Source organism: Taishania pollutisoli (genome assembly GCF_014518315.1).
GTDB lineage: Bacteria > Bacteroidota > Bacteroidia > Flavobacteriales_D > Crocinitomicaceae > Taishania > Taishania pollutisoli.
The window spans coordinates 289,766-308,133 of the sequence record NZ_JACVEL010000001.1 but is presented as its reverse complement, the minus strand read 5'-3'; the positions used below and the strand labels follow the sequence as shown (position 1 = coordinate 308,133).

The following is an 18,368-nucleotide window of genomic DNA, read 5'->3' as shown; positions in this document are numbered from 1 at the left end:
ATTTTCTTGTTGATAGATTGTGAAAACTTAACGTGTAAATCTGGTTGTTGAGGAATTTTTTGTTTTAATTTTGTCCCTGCAATGACACATACATTTAATACATACGATCCAAAAGAATTGCCGATTCCGAAGGTACACCAGTATTTGTTGGGGGCTGTCGGTCCGCGTCCGATTGCTTTTGCATCGACAATTGATGAAAACGGAGTGCCTAATTTAGCGCCGTTTAGTTTTTTCAACGTGTTCAGTGCCAATCCACCCATTCTGATTTTTTCCCCTGCACGCAGTGGAAGAACGGGAGAGGCGAAAGATACGTACCATAACGTAAAGCGTATCCCCGAAGTGGTCATTAATATTGTAAATTATGACATTGTCCACCAGGTAAGTCTGGCGAGTTCTCCTTACCCGTCGGATGTCAATGAATTTGTCAAAGCCGGATTTACACCACTTCCTTCAGAAACCATTCGTCCGTTTCGTGTAGCCGAATCTCCGGTTCAGTTGGAATGTAAAGTCAATGAGGTTGTTGAATTGGGACAGGGAGGAGGTGCCGGAAACCTGATTATCTGTGAAGTAACCAGGATTCATATCCGACCGGATATTCTGGATGAAAACGGAATGATTGATCAGCACAAAATCGATTTGGTGTCACGGATGGGAGGGAACTGGTACTGCCGTTCAGATAAAAACTCCATGTTTGAAATTACCAAACCGATCACAACCTGTGGTGTGGGATTCGATCAGCTTCCTGAAGATATCTTAAGAAGCACAGTGTTGACGGCAAATAACCTGGGGCAGTTGGCCGGGATCACTGAAATTCCGAATGAAACGGATGTGAACGAGTATAAACTTTTGGAATTAAGTGATTTATTCGTATCTTTAGAAGATAATCCGGTTGAGTTGGAGTTGGAATTGCACCGCCACGCGCAACAATTACTGGCGGAGGAGAAACTGGAAGAAGCATGGATGACTTTGTTGTCATTTAACAATGGATAATCCGTTCTTCATCGTAAAAAAGAATAAAATCATACATGTAAGCTACCAGTTTACATGGAATAACAAAGACAAATAAAATAAAAAACTATGTACAAATTAACAGGGACAGTAAAGGTCGTAAATGACACCGTTCAGGTTTCGGAAAAATTTTCAAAGAGAGAATTTGTAATCACAGATTCATCTTCGATGTATCCGCAGGATATTCTTTTTCAATTAACGCAAGACAAATGTTCCATTATTGATGGTGTAAATGTCAACGATACAGTAGAGGTTTCGTTCAACCTGCGTGGAAGAGAATGGGTAAGCCCGCAGGGAGAAGTAAGGTATTTTAATACATTGGATGCGTGGAGAGTGGAGAAAATGGGACAAACCGGAGGAGGAATGCCACAGGGAGGACCTTCTGCAATGAACCTTGCACCGACACCTTCTCCGATTGAATCGGCAGCAACGGAACAAGACGACGACGATTTACCGTTCTAAACAGGTTTTTTAAACTAATAATGAATCGAGACACCCCACCGGCTGTCTCGATTTTTTATTTCCGGAATGTGTAACCAATTCCCAGCTGAATCCCCAGCGATGAATATTTCCTGTTTAGCATTGACAGGGAAATGGTTGGTGTGAATGCAGATTTAAAATACGGGTTGACAAACACATGCCAGTGATTTTGAAAATTTCGCCTGATTTCTAACTGGATTACATAAGAAAGACTGAATGCTTTTGCCTTGAATTGGGTGATCGACTGAGATAGAAAGTCAGGATAATTACCAACTCGTCTCGCGACGCCAAAATTAAATTGTACACCGAGGCGCGGAATGAATTCAAAAGAACCTGCCTGAAAACGATATCCGAAATAAAGCGGTACGGAAACCCACGAGTAGCTGTTTTTCACGTGAACAGCTATCAATGTGGAGTCTTGGAACTGGAAGGTGTATTGTTCCGGAACTTCTACTATTTCTTGGATTTCCCATGTACCATTGATTGAATCATAATAATAGATCGTATCATAGCTGGTAAAATGAATTGTTGAATCCCGGAAGAATTTATGGTTAATCGTTGAAGTATATTTTTCACCGGTTTGATTGTAATTTAATCCTGCTCCGAATGTCATGTTTTTATAAGAAAAATGCCCGTTGATGCCGATGTCAGGAATAATAATCCTCCGTTGAATCTCTTTGAATTGCTTCAGATAATTGGATGTGTCGGATCGGTCATTGTAGAAGGTCGTACCGATTCCTCCGTACAGCTGCATTTCTTTCTTCCAGTTACCCGTCGTTTTTTCATTCTTGCCGGTTGGAAGTAACTGGTTCAATGTATTGTGTGCAATTGTTGATCCGGTGCTGTCATTTACGATGTGTGCTGAAACAGAATCAGGAACACCTTCGTCCGGGATGTTCTTCAATATATGATCACCTGATTCAACGTGAATGTCGGGATCCAATTGTTCACTTGTTGAGTGGTCGGTGGTAACCGGATTGCCGGCATAGATTGTTACAGAGTCGTTATTCTGTATTTTTTTCTCTGTAATTATTGTCTCCGGAATGTCTTTTGTACGATGGCCAGAAAAAGATGTTATCGTTCCGTATGCAGCTTTAATTGTTGTGTCTGCTTTTTTGTTGTTGGTTTTGTTATTGTGTTCATCAGATTGAAGACTGTTTGACTTTATTCCGGCGTTCATACCTGTTAATGTATTTGTTTGGTTTCCTGCTCGCGGGACGGTATGTTCTGTTCTGCGTTGCCGGGTAATTGACAGAGTTTCGTGTTCTTGTTTCGTTGTTGTGCTGCCATTGTTGAAATCAGTGATTACCGGTTGAGGCTTTCCCGTTCGTTGTGTTAGTAATGCCAGGGAAAAGGGTATTACTGTGAAACCGGCGAATAGAATAAACCACCACAAGAACCCTCTTCTCTTTTTCTTTTCGATTGCATCCAATCGGTTATTCAGATCGTCCATAAACGCCTCAGGAATGTCAAAAGAACGGTTGTTCAATGCTTCATTGAATAACTCATCGATGTATTTCTTTTCTTTTTTCACGATCGTTTCAGTTGGTTTGTATTCAATTGCGTTCTCAGTCTTTTGCGAGCTTCCTTCATGTGCCATTTTACCGTTTCATAGGAGATATTCAGGTCTTCCATGATTTCAGCAGTAGTATATCCGTCAATTGCATAAAGATTAAACACCATTTTCGTTGCCGGCGGTAAGGTGTTTAATATGAGTTGAAGTTCTTCTGCTTCGAATGTGGTATCTGTTTCCGGTTCTGTGATTAGTGACTCACTTTTGTAATCATCATTGTACTGAAATAATTCTTTATACCGTTTGTTTTTTCTGAAATCATCGATGATCTCTCGCTTAACGATCTGCTTCGCCCAGGAAAAATATGCTGTTCCCGGCTGGAATCGTTCAATATTTGTTACAATTTTCATGAACGCGTTATTGACGATTTGCATCTGGGTTTCCGGATCAGTCGTATAACGTACAGCATTGCCCATCAATACTTGAAAAGTATAGTGGTAAAGCTTCAGAATGATCTTTCGATCACCTTTTTTGATAGCATATACAGTATCCGAATTGAGTTGAAACAAGATGGTAAATCTGAATTTTTGGTGAAAAAACAACAAATAAAACAAACAAAAGGCAAAGAACCTGAACATTCAAGGCACGTTGTCTGAAAAAACGACAGGAATCTGTTTTTGAACAGCAACGAAACTCATGATGAATCCCGGGGGTATTTATCTGTGATCACGGTAATGAGTTCAATAAAACAGATAATTCTGTAGAAGACATTTCTTCCGGCTCCTGAACAAACTGAATATGATTGCTGGTAATCATTGCGGGCACTATTGCCGCTTTCAATGTGCCGGTTGTATGTGAAATAATGACAAAATGTACACTTGTGCCGATGGGAAGTGTGTACCCGGGGACAGATGCGAAGATCCCCGATTGAGTGGCATGGAGTTCTCCCAAAGATGTAACTCCATCGATTGAAACATAAACAGCAGTATTTTCAGATGTATGTCCGGAAGGCAATTGCAGGCTGAGAGGAGATTGTGCTCCGGTCATGGATGCAAAGTGTGCGATACCTGCCCATCCCAATGTATTGTTGGATGTATAATATGCCCCGTCGTATTCGTTGACAGACATATAATCAGGCCCGTTTTCAACTTCAATGGACTCAGCCTTGCTCCAGAATACCTGATTTTGCTCGTTGATTAGCCGGTGAAAAAGAAATGCCGGAGTTGTATTACTTCCTGCCGGAATGTGGTAGATGTAACAATAATGATTTTCTTTTAGTCGTAATTCCTGCCCGTTTTGTTTTGCGCTTATATAGAACTGACCTCCTGAAATGAGCGGAGTAAGTCCATTTTGCAGGTATCCCATATTGGAATGACCTAATAGTAACAGGTCTTTCTTATCGTATAATTCGATAAATCCAATGTCAATGTTTCCCGTAACAGGAGTGCCATCCATTGTTTCGAATACGTCTTTCAGTACAAAAAAATGTGTGCCTAAGTTTGTGATAATTGTATCAGCTTCGAAATCAGAATTGTTAATTGTTACAAACTGCATTCTCTCTAATTTGTTGGTTGCAAAAAAATCTGAGAGATTCTGATATGTCTTTGCTGTGGGTGAATTTTCTGTAGATGAACCGAGTTGTTCTTTTTTACAGGCAGTGATAAGAAAAAGGGAGGCCGGAATAATTGTTGACAGAATGAACTTTTTTAGACTACTCATGATGTAACGTTTAATGTTTTTATGAGAAACGAAATGTCAACCGAATCCGGGGGGGATTATTTTTTTATTATGTAAAATAAATCCAGGCATTCATCATTAACATCGGCTAAAAAATAATCGTCCATTTTGATTGTTAAAACATTGCTGTTGCGACATACCATCTGCTTTCTATTCCACCTGTTTAATACATCGTATGGAAGTTTCAGAAACCAGCGGGGTAATCTGTATTGCAGATTTAAAACATCGAAACGTATAATTTTTTTTACTGCTTCTTTATTGATATAATAGTGATTCATAACAGCATTATTACCGTAGATACCAAGTGTTTTAACAATATCGAATCGATGCAGGCACAATTTTTTTAATTCACAGGCTGTGTATTCTCGTATATGCCACGGGTTGCGGGTGAGTGACATTTTCTTATTCGGTGTGGTGATGATAAGTTGACCGCCCGGCTTTAGAACCCGGTATATTTCCTGTAAAAAAAACGTGTCGTTTTTGATGTGTTCAATGACCTGGAATGTGATGACGAAATCAAAACTGTTACTTGCAATCTCTGTCAATGGCGGGATGGTTGTTTTTTTAAAAATGACATTCTTGTATTGTTGCAAAAGGCCGGTTATGTTATCGTTTTTGAACTTATCGATTGTGTACAACTGAGACACTTTTCGGGCGATCATTTCAATCCCGTAACCATTTCCGGTTCCGATTTCAAGGACATTTCCAGACACAATTTTAGCTGCTTCTGCATAAGCCAAAACCGATCGTTGAAAAATGTAGTTATCTGACGGTTCCGTCGATGATATTCTTTCTGCTGTTTGTAAGATGGGCATATGAATGGGGATTTGTGTGTTAAAGTGCTTTGCTTTTGTGTAAATCAGGATGGATGTTTTGAGGAGAAACGTCATAAGATGCAGAGCAGAGGGGGAAGGAGGTGTTTCTTTTCCTGATCAATAAAGTTTTCAACAGCCTTTCAGCTTACCGTTTTTCATTGTATCTTTGCAGGTAATGAGCGAAGAGTTTATTGTATCCGCAAGAAAGTACCGCCCGCAGACCTTTGATACGGTTGTGGGGCAGAAATCTGTTACTTCTACATTGCGTAATGCAATCAAAAACAATCAACTGGCTCAGGCATTTCTGTTTTGCGGTTCACGGGGAGTCGGTAAAACGACCACTGCGCGTATTCTTGCCAAAACAATCAACTGTTTTAACCGAACGGAAGAAATCGAAGCATGCGAAGTCTGTGAATCGTGTAAATCCTTCAACGAAGGCGCTTCACTCAACGTATATGAGTTGGATGCCGCTTCCAATAACTCGGTTGATGACATCCGGAACCTGATTGATCAGGTACGTCTGGCACCGCAGTTGGGAACACACAAGGTGTATATCATCGACGAGGTTCACATGTTGTCCAACAGTGCATTCAATGCGTTTCTGAAAACATTGGAAGAACCGCCGAAACATGCTATTTTTATCCTGGCGACAACAGAGAAACACAAGATTATACCAACGATTTTATCCCGTTGTCAGATTTTTGACTTCAACCGGATCAAAGTCAAAGATATTGCGGATCACCTGGCAGCGATTTCGGTGAAAGAATCCATTACGGCTGATCCTGAAGCACTACACCTGATTGCACAAAAGGCAGACGGGGCATTGCGCGATGCGCTTTCCATTTTTGACCAGATCGTTACCTTTGCCGGAAGCAATATCACGTATCAGAATGTGATTGATAACCTCAATGTGCTGGATTACGATTATTATTTCCGTGTCGTTGACCTGGCGCAAAAAGAAGACATTCCCAATTCATTGTTATTGTTCAATGAAATCATGGAAAAAGGGTTTGATGCACACAATTTTATCATTGGGTTGTCCAACCATTACCGTAACCTGCTGGTATGTAAAGATGTCAGGACTTCAAACCTCCTGGAGGTAGGTGAAGTAGCGGAAAACCGGTATATTCAACAGGCGAAAGAAGTGGATTCCCCTACAATTTTGCGTTCGCTCGGCGTCTTGTCAAAAACAGATGTGGATTACAAACAATCCAAGAATCAGCGACTCCTGGTAGAAATCACCCTGATGCAGTTGTGCTCCCTGAAACAGGAGCTCGAAAAAAAAAATCCTTAACTGATCCGGTTAAAATTATTCCGTTTCCCGGACAGACATTGCGGGACAAACAAACGGCAACAGAACAGGTAACAAAACCGTCCGTTCCGTCTATTTCTCAGCAATTGAATCAAAAACCGGAGCCAAAGGTCCTGGCAACAGCCGGAGATAAGGTCAATTCGGCTAACTTGTCGATCAAAAAACTACTCAATCCGCAGACAAATAGCGAAATCCACGGACTTTCCAACCAGGAAATGCCACGGGAAGCATTCACCATGGATGCAGTCAATATGAGCTGGAGACAGTTTGCCAATCAAATGAAAGAGCAGGGAAGGGAAACATTCTATAATGCGATGATCAAGCGCAATCCGAAAGCACTTTCCGAAACACATTTTGTGATGGAAGTGGATAACCTTGTTCAGGTGGATCTGATCAATGCTGATATGGAGAAACTGACTTCATACATGCGCAATTCACTGAAGAATTATGATGTTTTCATCGAAGTTAAAATTACCGAAAACCAACAGGAAGATGTCAAGCACCTTACCGGGAAAGATAAATTTGCGATGTTGGCCAGAAAATTTCCCAATCTCCACTCCCTGAAAAATACATTCAGCCTGGACATCGAATACTGATCCGTTACCGGACCAGTATCCGTTCTGATTTCCCTTTATTTGTCAGATGAACAATAAATATGCCCTTGTGATGAAACGGGATACTCGCTGTATTATCTCCCCGCGCAATCAATTTTCCGTCCGTTGAGTAGATCTCCACATCTGCTGCTTCCATTAATTCAATGGTACCGGTAACTTGATTGTAATAAGTCATCCACCGTTCCACTTCAACGGCAACAATCCCTTTGAAATGTGTTTTGCCGTCGTAATCGGTCGATTGCAGTCGGTAATAATCAATTCCGCTTTCAGGAGCGTAATCAATCAGTTCGTAACTGGTTGCATGAGTTGTTGTCCCTGCTCCGTTGACACGTCCGATGATTTCCCAGTTGATCCCGTCAACAGATCTGCTGATCGTGTAGTGACTATTATTTATTTCAGAATTGGTTTTCCAACTGAGAACAGAAATGGATCCATCGTATGCTCCGTTGAATGAAATCAACTCTGTTCCGAGTACGACAGGTGTCAGCTGACAGTCGTCATCGCCATAAGATATGGCAGGTCCTCCGTCAGAATCAAAGGTCGCATATACTCCGTCTCCGTCAGGATCCCCGTAACTTGGATACAATGCGGAGTTGATTGTGTAATTAACCGTAAATGTGTTTCCGGAGGTTGTTCTGACGACGGTTCTGAAATAACGCGTTCCGCTGCTGCTGTTAACAAACGTACCGTTCAGGTTCCAATCCGGATCGTTTTGGAAAATAACATAGATCGGTCCTGATCCGCACAGCCCGCTCCATTGCAGTGCTTCCGTGCAAACCTGTGTTGGTGCAAGCATCCAGCTGGCATTGGCAGGAATTGTTGCTCCGGTTGCATCGACAAACAATCCCGGGCACCCTGCGGCGGTGTTTAGCTGGTTGATTTTCGAACTGTTGTTGACAAGAACGTCTGTGTAATTGGTTCCGGGGTTGCTGGATCCGTAGTAAAAATCGAAGTTTGTCGTGTTGACGGTGAAATCATAACTTCCGGAAGTTCCGAACACCAACTCATTGTGTCCTTCCAGGCAAGTTCCGTTGCACGAATTGATATACACGGATGTCATGTGAGGAGGTGTTAAAACACATGGTCCGTTGTTCAGTGTAATGGAGAATACAGCAGAGGTATCGCTGATCACAGAAGGACTGGAAGAGATAATTCGTATTCTGTAGTTTGTTCCTGAAGCAAGTGAAGCAGGAATGGAGATCGGAATGGAGCCGGACGGGGTTGTTCCACCCAGAGTAATTGAGCCAATGTTCACAGGGGTAGCAAAACTTCCCGAAGCATTGGATAATTGTACCGTGAAATCATTGGCAGGATCAAAATCTCCATCCGTCATGAAATCAACGGTACCGTCATCCCCCGTTTCACAATCGACGACAAAAGGACCTCCGGTTACGTTCACAACAATAATTTCTTCGTCCAGTGTAAAACAGAGTAGTTCTACATTCCCGATATGAACACGTTTGTTGACCGTAGTACTAAAAGATAAAGTCGGATTGGCCGGCACACCGTTAAATGTTACCGTTACCCAGTCAAAATTTACCGGTAGATTAGTGATGGTTTGTGATTGTCCGCCTAATGTAACAGTCACACTCGTTTCGCTGGCATTGTATTGCTTTGCTCTGAATCTGACCGTAACACTTCCTGCGGTAACACCTGTTGCTGTTGTGGAGATACTTCCTCCTGAACCTCCTGATGCAAGTCGGATTGTATTGGTGGGTGATCCTCCGCTGTCTGTATCTCCGGCGATTGTATATCCGGATGTTGTGAAATTAGGTGCATGTCCTGTATAACATGGGCCGCAACTTCCGGTTAGTGTGACCTGGAATGCTGTCGATTCTGCTCCGGTAACAGCTGGGTTACTGGACACGATTCTAATTTTATATCCCGTTCCTGAAGGTGTTCCTCCCGGAATCGTAATGTTGATCGTTCCTGAATTAGCCGATGAGGTCAATGTTCCGACAGATACAGGAGCGGCAAAACTTCCCGTAGAACTGGATAGTTCCACCGTATAGACATTTCCTGCAGCATAGGTTCCGACAGAAGTAAAAGTAACTTGTCCGTCATCTCCTGTCGAACAATCCACGGCAAATGGAGCTCCTGCAACGGTTGGAGTAATGGAACAAGGAGTGTTGGTGACAGAAAAAGCAGTTGATTCACTGCCTGTTATAGCAGGGACACTTGAAAGAATTCTGATTTTATATCCTGTACCGGTGGCTGTTCCCGCTGGAATGGTAATGTTAATGGTCCCGCTGTTTGCTGTTGATGTTAACGTTCCTACGGTTACCGGAGAGGCAAAACTTCCCGAGGCATTAGACAATTCAGCTGTATAAACGTTTCCGGCAGTGAATGTACCTGAGGATGTGAATGCAACAGTTCCTGTGCTTCCCGCTCCGCAATTCACAGTAAAAGGAGTACCTGTAACGGACCCTGTGGTGACGGTATTGGAGGAGACTGTACACGTTCCGCTGAGTACAACATCATCAATCCGGTATTGGGTAGTTGTTGTCGTGTTGGTCCATTTCAATGAAATGCTGGCCTGGTTCAGAAAACCTGCCGGTAATGTCGCCGTTGCCAATGTCCATGCATTATTGGTAGTGGCTGTTGTTGTATATGGAATTGTGGTAAACGTTGTTCCATTAGTGCTATATGAAAGCGTTAGGCCTGAGAATGTATTGGCTGATTTCAAGACTCCGAACGTGAGACTCAGACTTGTACACCCGGTGGTGGAAATCCCGGCAATCTGAAAAAAGATCCCGTTTGTATTGGTCAAAAAAATATTTGCTCCTCCGGATGCTCCTGTATAAGTTCCCGATGGAGAGGTGTTTCTTAAGTCACTTGTTCCGGACATGGTAAATCCGTCATTGTCGAAATTATTGGCTGTTTCGTGGGAATTAATTGTAGTGGTACCTGAAACAGTTCCCATGGATTCAGTAAATACCTGGCCGTACGTATTTTTGATATACAGTGAACAAACAATAGTCAGGAGAACAACTATCGGGTGGATTATTTTCATAAATGTGTCTTTAACAGAACGCAGAAGAACTTTACGGGCATCCACCCGTACGTGTCACTGCACAACGCTAAAGAATTGATGCCTCGTAGAGCATTGACATAGGCATATCGTATCCGATAACAGTTACCATAAAACTTCGGTTTTGAATTTACTAAAACAAATTTCGAATATTTTTTTACTGGAAGGTAAAAAAATAATTAACAACAAGGATTGGGTTGTGTTAATAACTTAAACCATTGTAAATCGGTTTGCCCGGAATGCCGGATGTGTATTGAAAAAAAGCCTGCTGTTTTTTACGCAGCAGGCTTTTTTCTTTTTCTGGGGTCAGCTATTTTATAAGCATTCGTACGGTTTTTCCCGTACTGACATCGTGAACTAAAAAGACCCCTGAATGGTGGAATGGAATGTGTTTTGAACCGATTGATTGCATGATCAGCCTTCCGTCCGTCGCATAAATTTCAATGGTACTGTTTCCTGATAATTCAATAGTGGCAGTTGTTTCATTGTAATAAATTGTCGAAGAAGTAACGTCAACAGATACAATTCCCTGTTGGAATATTTTCCCGTCAAAATCGGTTGATTCCAGGCGGTAATAATTGGTTCCGTTTTCAGGTGTGTAGTCAATCAATTGATAGCTTAGCGGCTGATTTGAATTTCCACCTCCTGCAACGGTCCCGATGTTATTCCAGTTCATTCCGTCCGTTGAACGAAGGATGGAAAAATGGCTGTTATTGCGTTCTGTTGCTGTTTCCCATGTCAACACAGATCGTTGATGCTCGTAGGTGCCTGTATATCCGATCACTTCGGATGCGAGTACAATGGGAGTAAACGAGCAACTTGTGAGTGTTCCGTTGGAAACCGGTGTTCGCGGATTTGTTCCAGTCGGATACGATGATCCGTATACGGCATATCTCCCGTCACTTCCGCTCCCGTCGTAGGTGTAGTTTGTTGTGTAGGTCGTTCCGTTTGTCGCGGTTACCTCCAGATTGAATGTTCTGTCGGTACCGGAATTCCCGAAGTTACCGCCGCTGACCCATCCATCGGTTGTTGTGCTGGTTCCGTCCCGGCCATAGATCACATAAATTGGTCCTTCTCCGCAAAACTGGTCCCAACCGCTGTAATTTTCCGGGCAAAATGCTTCGGAGACAAACATCATTCTGGAGTTAGGAGGAATGATTGTTGTTATTCCATTTAAAAATAACCCCGGGCAACCTGCGGCAGTATTGAGTGCAGTTGTAACGGATGATCCGTTTACAAAATAGAGCAGCATATCATAAGAAGTTCCTGCGGTATAGTTTAAATTGATATTGTTGGCGTTGTTGATGGCAATGCTGTATCCGCCCGTAGTGGCAAACACAACTTCCGATTGTCCTTCCTGGCACGACCCGGCGTTGCATCCGTTGTAGATCACGCTTGTAATGTGCGGTTCCAGCAAGGTGCAGGGTCCTCCGCTCAGGGTAATTGAAAATGCAGCGCTGGTGCTACCTGTTGTTGCCGGATTACTGGAAACGATCCTGATACTGTACCCTGTTCCGGAAGGTAATGCGGACGGAATTGTAATCGTGATCGTACCGCTATTTCCCGTTGACGTTAATGTACCAATTGTTGTCGGTGATGCAAAACTACCTGCAGCATCTGAAAGCTGAGCGGTGTAGGTGTTTCCTGCGGTAAATGTTCCTGCCGATGTGAAAGCAACGGTTCCCGCGTCCGTAGTGGTGCAGGTAACCGTAAACGGTCCCCCGGAGACAGTTCCCGTTGTGACGGTATTAGTGCTTCCGCAATTCCCCAAAGCCGTTACTACCAGGCTGCGGAATCGTTTTTGGCTGGCACTTGCTGTTCTGGTGATGCGGATCATCATGTTATTGGAAACATTCGGAATAGTCATCGTATTGGAGAGATAAGTGGAACTGGTTGGAGTGCTTGAGTTTCCGAGTGTAATCCATGTGGATCCTCCGTTTAAGGAATATTGAATGGTGACAGGTCCGTCGCCTCCTGTTCCGAATTTTGCGACCTCAAATTCCACCCGTAAAGAGCAGGCTGTTTCGGCATTGAATACAGGTGATGTTAAAGTTGCGCTGTTGGAAGTAAAGTTGGCATATCCCCCGGCTGCAGTTGTAAATGTTACGCTGTTTTGCGACCATCCCGCAGGTAGTGATCCATCAATAAAAGGTTCATCAATTAATTGACTCAAAACGGAATTGGATGTGATGAAAATAATTCCGACAAAAAATAATAATGCTTTCATGTTCAAGTGTTTTAGAGATAAATCAGAAGAGCTTTTTTCGGAATACACCGATACGTGTCTCTGAATGACGCTAAAACACAATCCTGTCGTAAAGCATAGACATCGGCATGTCAAAACCAATTACCTGTACCATTGTTATTCAATTTGAGAATACGGCACAAAGTTCTTGTCTTTTGAGCGAAATTGAATTAAACAGAAATTAAAGATGTATTAACTAACAATACAACTTTTATTAAGGAATTTTAAAGCGAGGAACACCGGTAGTGCCGGATTGTTTGATAATACAGTACCAACGCGAGTAAAAGAAATATATGACTTACATCGTTTCGATCCCAGTACTGATGAATGTTGATTTTCATTGCCTGCGGAATGGCTGAAAGAATCAATACGATCATTGCATACCAGAGGTACTTGAACGAAGGATGTAATTTTCGCTGGTAGTAAAATCCGAGTATTCCGAGGCAGATAAACAATCCTGCAGTGGTTGACAGTGTAGGCAGCAACAATCCTTTTTCAGGCGCATCGGAAATATCAAATACACAAAGTATAACTAATTCCAGCAGTGCAAAGACAACTAACTTAATGGTCGAGATTTGTCTGAACAGTTTTCGGCGGGATACATTCGGGTAAATGGAAAGCATGGCTTGCTCAATAAAATAAGGAGCAAGTAATCCAAGGAACCAGGATGGTGTTTTTCCCATGACTCCGGTATAATTGTAGAGAACATGTCCGAATCCGCCGCATAGAAAGCTAATTCCGAACCACAGGTAAAACAAGCGCCAGTTTTTCAGAAAATCATCCGAACCGTTCAATTCCTGTTTTTTTACCTTGAAATAATAGTATAAAGCAACCAAAAAGATGATCAGGTCGCCGATAAATGCATTTGGCTCTACCAGATTGAGTCCGAATAATTCAAATTCTATTTTAGGGTAATCTTGTCCTATTAACATTTTTTTGAGTTGAAAGTTAAGAGTTGAAAGTTGAAAGTTGAGAATGTGATTTACTCTGCTCAACTTTTTACTTTCAACTAATTATTCGCTTTTTTCTTCAAACTTGTGCAGGTTTTTCAATATAATGCGTTCCACCAGCATCGGGAAACGGGCTTGCATGAATTTATTTACTTTTCCGATTCCTGTGAGTGTGGTGATGAATTTCCTGCTCCGTATATTTTTTACTGTTGCTATAGCAACCTGCTCTGTTGTTTGTACATTTGATTTATCTCTGCTTTTGAGCGTTTTCATACTTCCGTCAGCAGCGATTGTTTCTTTGTTGTGTTCGATTTCGGTAATTCCTACCTGGATCAATCCGACATGTACACCGTTGCTTTTTTCTTCCAATCGAATGCTTTCTGCGATAGCTCTCAATGCCATTTTAGAAGAGCAATAAGCGGAAAGTCCCGGAAGTCCTCTGATACCCGCTAAACTGGAAATAAATACGATGCTTCCCTTTGTTTTGCGTAAATACGGAATCGCGGGAATGGTTGGGTTGACAGAACCGTAAACATTGCTTTCAAATACTTTTTTGAACACATCCGGATTTAACTCTGCTACCGTCCCACGCATAGAAACACCGACATTGTTCACCAGAATGTCAAGCCGTCCGAATTGCTGTATCGCGGTTTCGATCAGCGCTTCAGAAGCCTTTATATCTGAAACATCGCAGCAGATAGAAACAACATGGGGGTGAATGGAGCGAATGATCTGTTCGGTTTCCTGCAGGCGTTGTTCATTTCTCCCGTTCAGGACAATAGAAGCGCCGTTTTTAGCCAGTTCGATGGCAATAGCTTTCCCGATTCCCCTGCTGGAACCTGTAATTATGGCTACTTTTCCCTGGAATTTACCTGCCATTTTTTGTGTACTGTATTTCAGGATGATGTTTCAATGCTGTTAAACTGTTTGTCCATGCCATTGCAATGTGTACAATCACGGCAATCCAGATGGTTCCGGAAGCATAGGTCAGTAAGCACAAGACACCCCCCAGTGGAATGGCTCCGATTGTTTCATCCAGTCCTTTCGGAATGTGTGTCGCTGAGTACAAGGCAATATTGATTGCGATTGCCGGCCAGATCCCCAATGGTTCGATCAGCGGCATGAACAATACGCCGCGGAACAGCAATTCATACCCGAACAGGTACAAGGCCCATCCCAGCAAGTTTTTATAGTAAATGGTCGTTGTCCAGTTTTTTGCACGAATTTGCGGGTAATTGACCAGATTTTTCGGCTTTTTAGCACTGAATGCTGCCAATGGGATAACCAATGCGCATAAACCAACTGTCCAAACAAGCGTAAAAAATGCCGTTTCTGAATAAAATGTCAGTCCCAGGTCTGCAAATGTCATCCCGTCTATCAACACGAAACAAACAATAACCGGCGCGACGCCCATCGAGAGAAACCCGAAATATTTGGTAAAAAAGATGTGGTTGGCAGAAGCATTGTCAAAATCGTACTTTTTGTAAAACGATGCTTTGACCTTTTCCGACTGTGCGGTAAACCAGTAGATAACAAAGAATACCAGGGCGGACAGGATCGGAACGATCACCTGCATGTCGGTGTCTTTCCATTCCAGATTTAGTTCAAAGTAATTGTACATAGCTGCTTATTTTTTTGAAAGATAGCCGTTTTCTTTAAACCATTCAAAACATTCTTTCACGGCGACCTCAATTGGTGTTTGTGGCATATCCAGTTCCCTTCGGGCTTTTTCGGCAGAATAATAATGGTGATCACAGGAAATAATTGCCAGTTCTTTTGTCACTGCAGGATAAAATTTAAACAGTTTAGCCATTATCCCGTTTACTACTCCGTATGAAATCACCACCGAATTGGCTAATTTCCGTTTCGGCGGTTTTGCATCAATCGCCTGCGCGAGTTTATTGAATGCTTCCCGGTACGTGAGGTTTTCATTTCCCAGAATGTAACATTCACCGATTCTACCTTTCTCAATGGCCTGTGCAATCGCAAATGCAACGTCTTTGACGGCCACATAATTTTTTCCGCCGCTGGTGTACCCCGGAACACGCCCCTGGTGCAATGCGAGAATCATCAACCCCGAACTGGGTTTTGAATCATACGGTCCGATCATGAATGTCGGATTGACCACAATGGCAGGTAACCCTTTCGTTTTGACGGCATCGATGATGTAATCCTGTGCGTAACGTTTGGAATCCATGTAGTCCAGACCATATCTGACAGACAAGTAAGGAGTGTCTTCTACTCCCGGTTTATCTTTGGTCGTACCGTAAGAAAATGAATTGGCTGTTCCAACGTAAATCAGTCGTTTGATGTTGTGTTTCAGACAGGCGTCTGCGATGTTTTTTGTCCCTTCAATGTTTACTTTGTTGATGAATTCATTTCTGGGTGGAAATACATTGGTAGCTGCTGCACAGTGAATGACCACATCCTGGTTGGAAAATGGTTCGTTCAATGATTCCGGGTTGGTAATATTTCCGTAGAATGAAGTAATGGGTAACCCCGAGAGGGTAGGGGAATTTGTTCCTTCCAGCAATAAAACGCTGACGTCGTAATTGCGTTTTAATAATTCCCGAACCAGGTTGCTTCCAAGTACACCATCAGGACCTGTTACAAGTACTTTCATATTTCTGTCTGTATAAGTAAGCACTGTGCAGTGCAAAAAAAAGCCCCAATGTGTTCATTGGGGCCAATTTTTATGTTTTTTGTGAGGTCCCGAGCGGATTCGAACCGCTGTGCACGGTTTTGCAGACCGGTGCCTAACCCCTCGGCCACAGGACCATTTTTACCAATTTGACAGGGTTATTTATCAAGATTGGACGACAAATTTATAAATAAATTCTGAAACAGAAGGAAAAATGCGTTGTTTGAATAAAAAAATAATTTCTTTTTTGGTTATTGGAACTCAAAATCAGTTGTTTTCGAACAGGATTTTTACAACTTTTGGATTTGCAGCAAAAAATTGTCCTTGAAAAGTTGTCCATTTAAAATAAATGAATAACTTTGCGCCCCTAATGAATTAGTTTTGATTCCGTAGCTCAGCTGGTAGAGCAATACACTTTTAATGTATGGGTCCTGGGTTCGAATCCCAGCGGGATCACTTCTTGGGACAAATCTACAAAAGATAGATTTGTCCCATTTTTTTCACCCTCTAATACGCTGGTTTTCTGATACATGAGACGAATCACTTCGTTGACTCTCGGGGTTCGATGTATATTTCCGTCGAAAACGATTTTTTCAGGGAATATCGAACCCAAGATTATTCGTTGTTCTTCAGGAGTAGCTTTTTCAAATCTTTCATCAAGCTTATATAGCTGATAGGCAGCAGATTCGAACAGTGAATCAATCTCTTTGAAGTTGTTTGCCAACTTACCAAGCTGTTGTTCTATCTGTTCAATACGTTGATTTGTTTCCTTTTTAATATGGACAAAATCTTCATCATCAAGTGTCCCTTCGACTTTTTGGATACGTGCCTTCTGCATTCTCGCGTTTAATTCATCCAGTTCATCCAGTAATCTTTTTCTTTCCGAATTTTGCTGCTGTGTCTGCTTTGCGAACTCGTACTTAATAGATTCAACAAACAATTCCACCATGCCAGGCTTTGGAATTAATTCACCGAGTTGCTTAATGAATAGCTGATTCGTGTCCTGAGCCTTGAACCGAGTACCACATTTGGAAGTACAGTGGTAATAATAGTAGTATTTACCCAGCTTGCCACGAGAAGCACTACCTGTCAGTGTACGACTGCATTTAGGGCAGGCTAGAAAGCCTCTCAGTGGAAGATTATCTATGGACACCACTTTGGGCTTGATAGTTCTTTTACGTCCATCTAGGACGTCCTGTACGCTATTGAACAATTCTTCGCTTACCAAAGGCTCATGCTGACCGTGAACGAAATATCCAGTTTCATTTTCGTAGGGAGGAACAAATATTTTTCCACAGTAGACAGGATTTCTGATCGCAACCCAAAAATTATTCTTACTAAATCTCTTCTGTCCGCTTTCTTTGGCCTTCTCACGAACCATTTTCCAGATTTGTTCGGTGTTGTAGGTATCTTCACTAAGTTGCTCAAATGCCCACCTGAGCAAAGGTCCTTCTATGGGATGAATAGCGATATACTTTTTATGATCTTCGGTAATTTTATTGACATAGCCAACCGGAGCAGTTCCCATCCATCGTCCTTCCTTTTTTGCACGTCGCATACCATGAAAGACGTTCAATGCCCTACGGTCATTTTCTACCTCGGGAGCCGCCAGATAAAAAGCAAGCATCATTTTGTTTTCAGGAATAGAGAGATCCAAAGGCTGTTCGATAGCCTGAGGTTCAACACCCAGCATGCGCAACGTGCTGATCATTTGATACGCATCACCCGCATTCCTACTAAACCTATCCCATTTGGTAAATAAAACCAGATTTGTTTTGCCTCGTTTGCTTTTTAACTTTGAAAGTAGCTTTGTCCATTCTGGTCTTTGAAAAGATTTAGCAGAGTGATCTTCGTAGATGATATCCCGCACCTCAATTCCATTCCTTTGACAATACTGTTGAAGTCGTTCTTCCTGATCTCTTTGAGAATATCCCTTATCCGCCTGTTCGTCCGTAGACACACGTATATATAAGTCTGCAACCATAATTCATTTTTTTTGACACATAAATCCCTGACACATTT

General features: G+C 42.3%; 14 protein-coding genes, 2 tRNA genes and 1 pseudogene. 5 read left to right on the top strand and 12 right to left on the bottom strand.

All coding sequences use genetic code 11. The annotated features are described in order from the left end of the window. The first annotated feature begins 81 nt into the window (after positions 1-81). Both H9Y05_RS01310 and H9Y05_RS01305 read left to right on the top strand, forming a co-directional pair. Positions 82-990 carry a flavin reductase family protein gene (locus H9Y05_RS01310; RefSeq protein ID WP_163492420.1) on the top strand — a complete coding sequence of 303 codons (909 nt, stop codon included), beginning with the start codon at positions 82-84 and terminating at the stop codon, positions 988-990. Between the two features lie 87 nt (positions 991-1,077). Then, positions 1,078-1,470, top strand: a complete 393-nt coding sequence (locus H9Y05_RS01305) for a DUF3127 domain-containing protein (protein ID WP_163492421.1) — start codon at positions 1,078-1,080, stop codon at positions 1,468-1,470. Between the two features lie 55 nt (positions 1,471-1,525). Here H9Y05_RS01305 and H9Y05_RS01300 read toward each other — a convergent pair whose 3' ends face one another. The 4 genes from H9Y05_RS01300 to H9Y05_RS01285 all read right to left on the bottom strand — a co-directional run bounded on the left by H9Y05_RS01300 (position 1,526) and on the right by H9Y05_RS01285 (position 5,628). Continuing rightward, a complete protein-coding gene (locus H9Y05_RS01300) occupies positions 1,526-3,088 on the bottom strand; it encodes a hypothetical protein (protein ID WP_216713287.1) in 1,563 nt (520 codons plus the stop codon). Then, entirely contained in the window at positions 3,019-3,639 is a 621-nt protein-coding gene (locus tag H9Y05_RS01295) for an RNA polymerase sigma factor (protein ID WP_235992062.1), read from the bottom strand. Before H9Y05_RS01295 ends, H9Y05_RS01300 begins: the two co-directional genes overlap by 70 nt. A gap of 88 nt (positions 3,640-3,727) precedes the next feature. Next, positions 3,728-4,720 carry a hypothetical protein gene (locus tag H9Y05_RS01290; protein ID WP_216713285.1) on the bottom strand — a complete coding sequence of 331 codons (993 nt, stop codon included), beginning with the start codon at positions 4,718-4,720 and terminating at the stop codon, positions 3,728-3,730. A gap of 56 nt (positions 4,721-4,776) precedes the next feature. Beyond that, complete coding sequence (locus tag H9Y05_RS01285) at positions 4,777-5,628, bottom strand: class I SAM-dependent methyltransferase (RefSeq protein ID WP_205729595.1); 852 nt, start codon at positions 5,626-5,628, stop codon at positions 4,777-4,779. 100 nt (positions 5,629-5,728) lie between these two features. Here H9Y05_RS01285 and dnaX point away from each other — a divergent pair, with 100 nt between their 5' ends. Continuing rightward, on the top strand, positions 5,729-6,847 hold the full coding sequence (dnaX, locus tag H9Y05_RS01280) for a DNA polymerase III subunit gamma/tau (RefSeq protein ID WP_163492425.1): 1,119 nt from the start codon (positions 5,729-5,731) through the stop codon (positions 6,845-6,847). Beyond that, on the top strand, positions 6,808-7,461 hold the full coding sequence (locus H9Y05_RS01275; RefSeq protein ID WP_163492426.1) for a hypothetical protein: 654 nt from the start codon (positions 6,808-6,810) through the stop codon (positions 7,459-7,461). The genes dnaX and H9Y05_RS01275 overlap by 40 nt, the downstream gene beginning before the upstream one ends. Before the next feature lie 4 nt (positions 7,462-7,465). Here the strand turns inward: H9Y05_RS01275 and H9Y05_RS01270 are convergent, their stop codons facing one another. From H9Y05_RS01270 to H9Y05_RS01240, 7 genes are all read right to left on the bottom strand, one after another. Next, positions 7,466-10,492, bottom strand: coding sequence for a beta strand repeat-containing protein (locus H9Y05_RS01270; protein ID WP_216713284.1), 3,027 nt, complete (start codon positions 10,490-10,492; stop codon positions 7,466-7,468). Positions 10,493-10,820: 328 nt separating this feature from the next. Next, positions 10,821-12,737, bottom strand: a complete 1,917-nt coding sequence (locus tag H9Y05_RS01265) for a hypothetical protein (protein ID WP_216713283.1) — start codon at positions 12,735-12,737, stop codon at positions 10,821-10,823. Between the two features lie 242 nt (positions 12,738-12,979). Next, positions 12,980-13,687: a DUF6962 family protein gene (locus H9Y05_RS01260; protein WP_216713282.1), complete on the bottom strand. Its 708-nt coding sequence runs from the start codon at positions 13,685-13,687 to the stop codon at positions 12,980-12,982. An 81-nt stretch (positions 13,688-13,768) separates the two neighbouring features. Beyond that, the gene (locus tag H9Y05_RS01255) at positions 13,769-14,584 is read right to left on the bottom strand and encodes an SDR family oxidoreductase (protein WP_216713281.1); all 816 of its coding nucleotides are present in this window, start codon (positions 14,582-14,584) and stop codon (positions 13,769-13,771) included. After that, positions 14,574-15,326 (bottom strand): CPBP family intramembrane glutamic endopeptidase, encoded by a 753-nt coding sequence (locus H9Y05_RS01250; RefSeq protein ID WP_216713280.1) that lies wholly within the window; start codon positions 15,324-15,326, stop codon positions 14,574-14,576. Before H9Y05_RS01250 ends, H9Y05_RS01255 begins: the two co-directional genes overlap by 11 nt. A 6-nt stretch (positions 15,327-15,332) precedes the next feature. Continuing rightward, complete coding sequence (locus H9Y05_RS01245) at positions 15,333-16,328, bottom strand: NAD-dependent epimerase/dehydratase family protein (RefSeq protein ID WP_216713279.1); 996 nt, start codon at positions 16,326-16,328, stop codon at positions 15,333-15,335. 84 nt (positions 16,329-16,412) lie between these two features. Then, positions 16,413-16,483, bottom strand: a tRNA-Cys gene (locus H9Y05_RS01240). A 246-nt stretch (positions 16,484-16,729) separates the two neighbouring features. On the opposite strand from H9Y05_RS01240, the gene H9Y05_RS01235 reads away from it, so the two are divergent. Beyond that, a tRNA-Lys gene (locus H9Y05_RS01235) sits at positions 16,730-16,802 on the top strand. Between the two features lie 733 nt (positions 16,803-17,535). Here H9Y05_RS01235 and H9Y05_RS16265 read toward each other — a convergent pair. Beyond that, positions 17,536-18,330: pseudogene (locus H9Y05_RS16265) on the bottom strand (recombinase family protein); the annotation flags it as partial. Positions 18,331-18,368 lie beyond the last annotated feature (38 nt).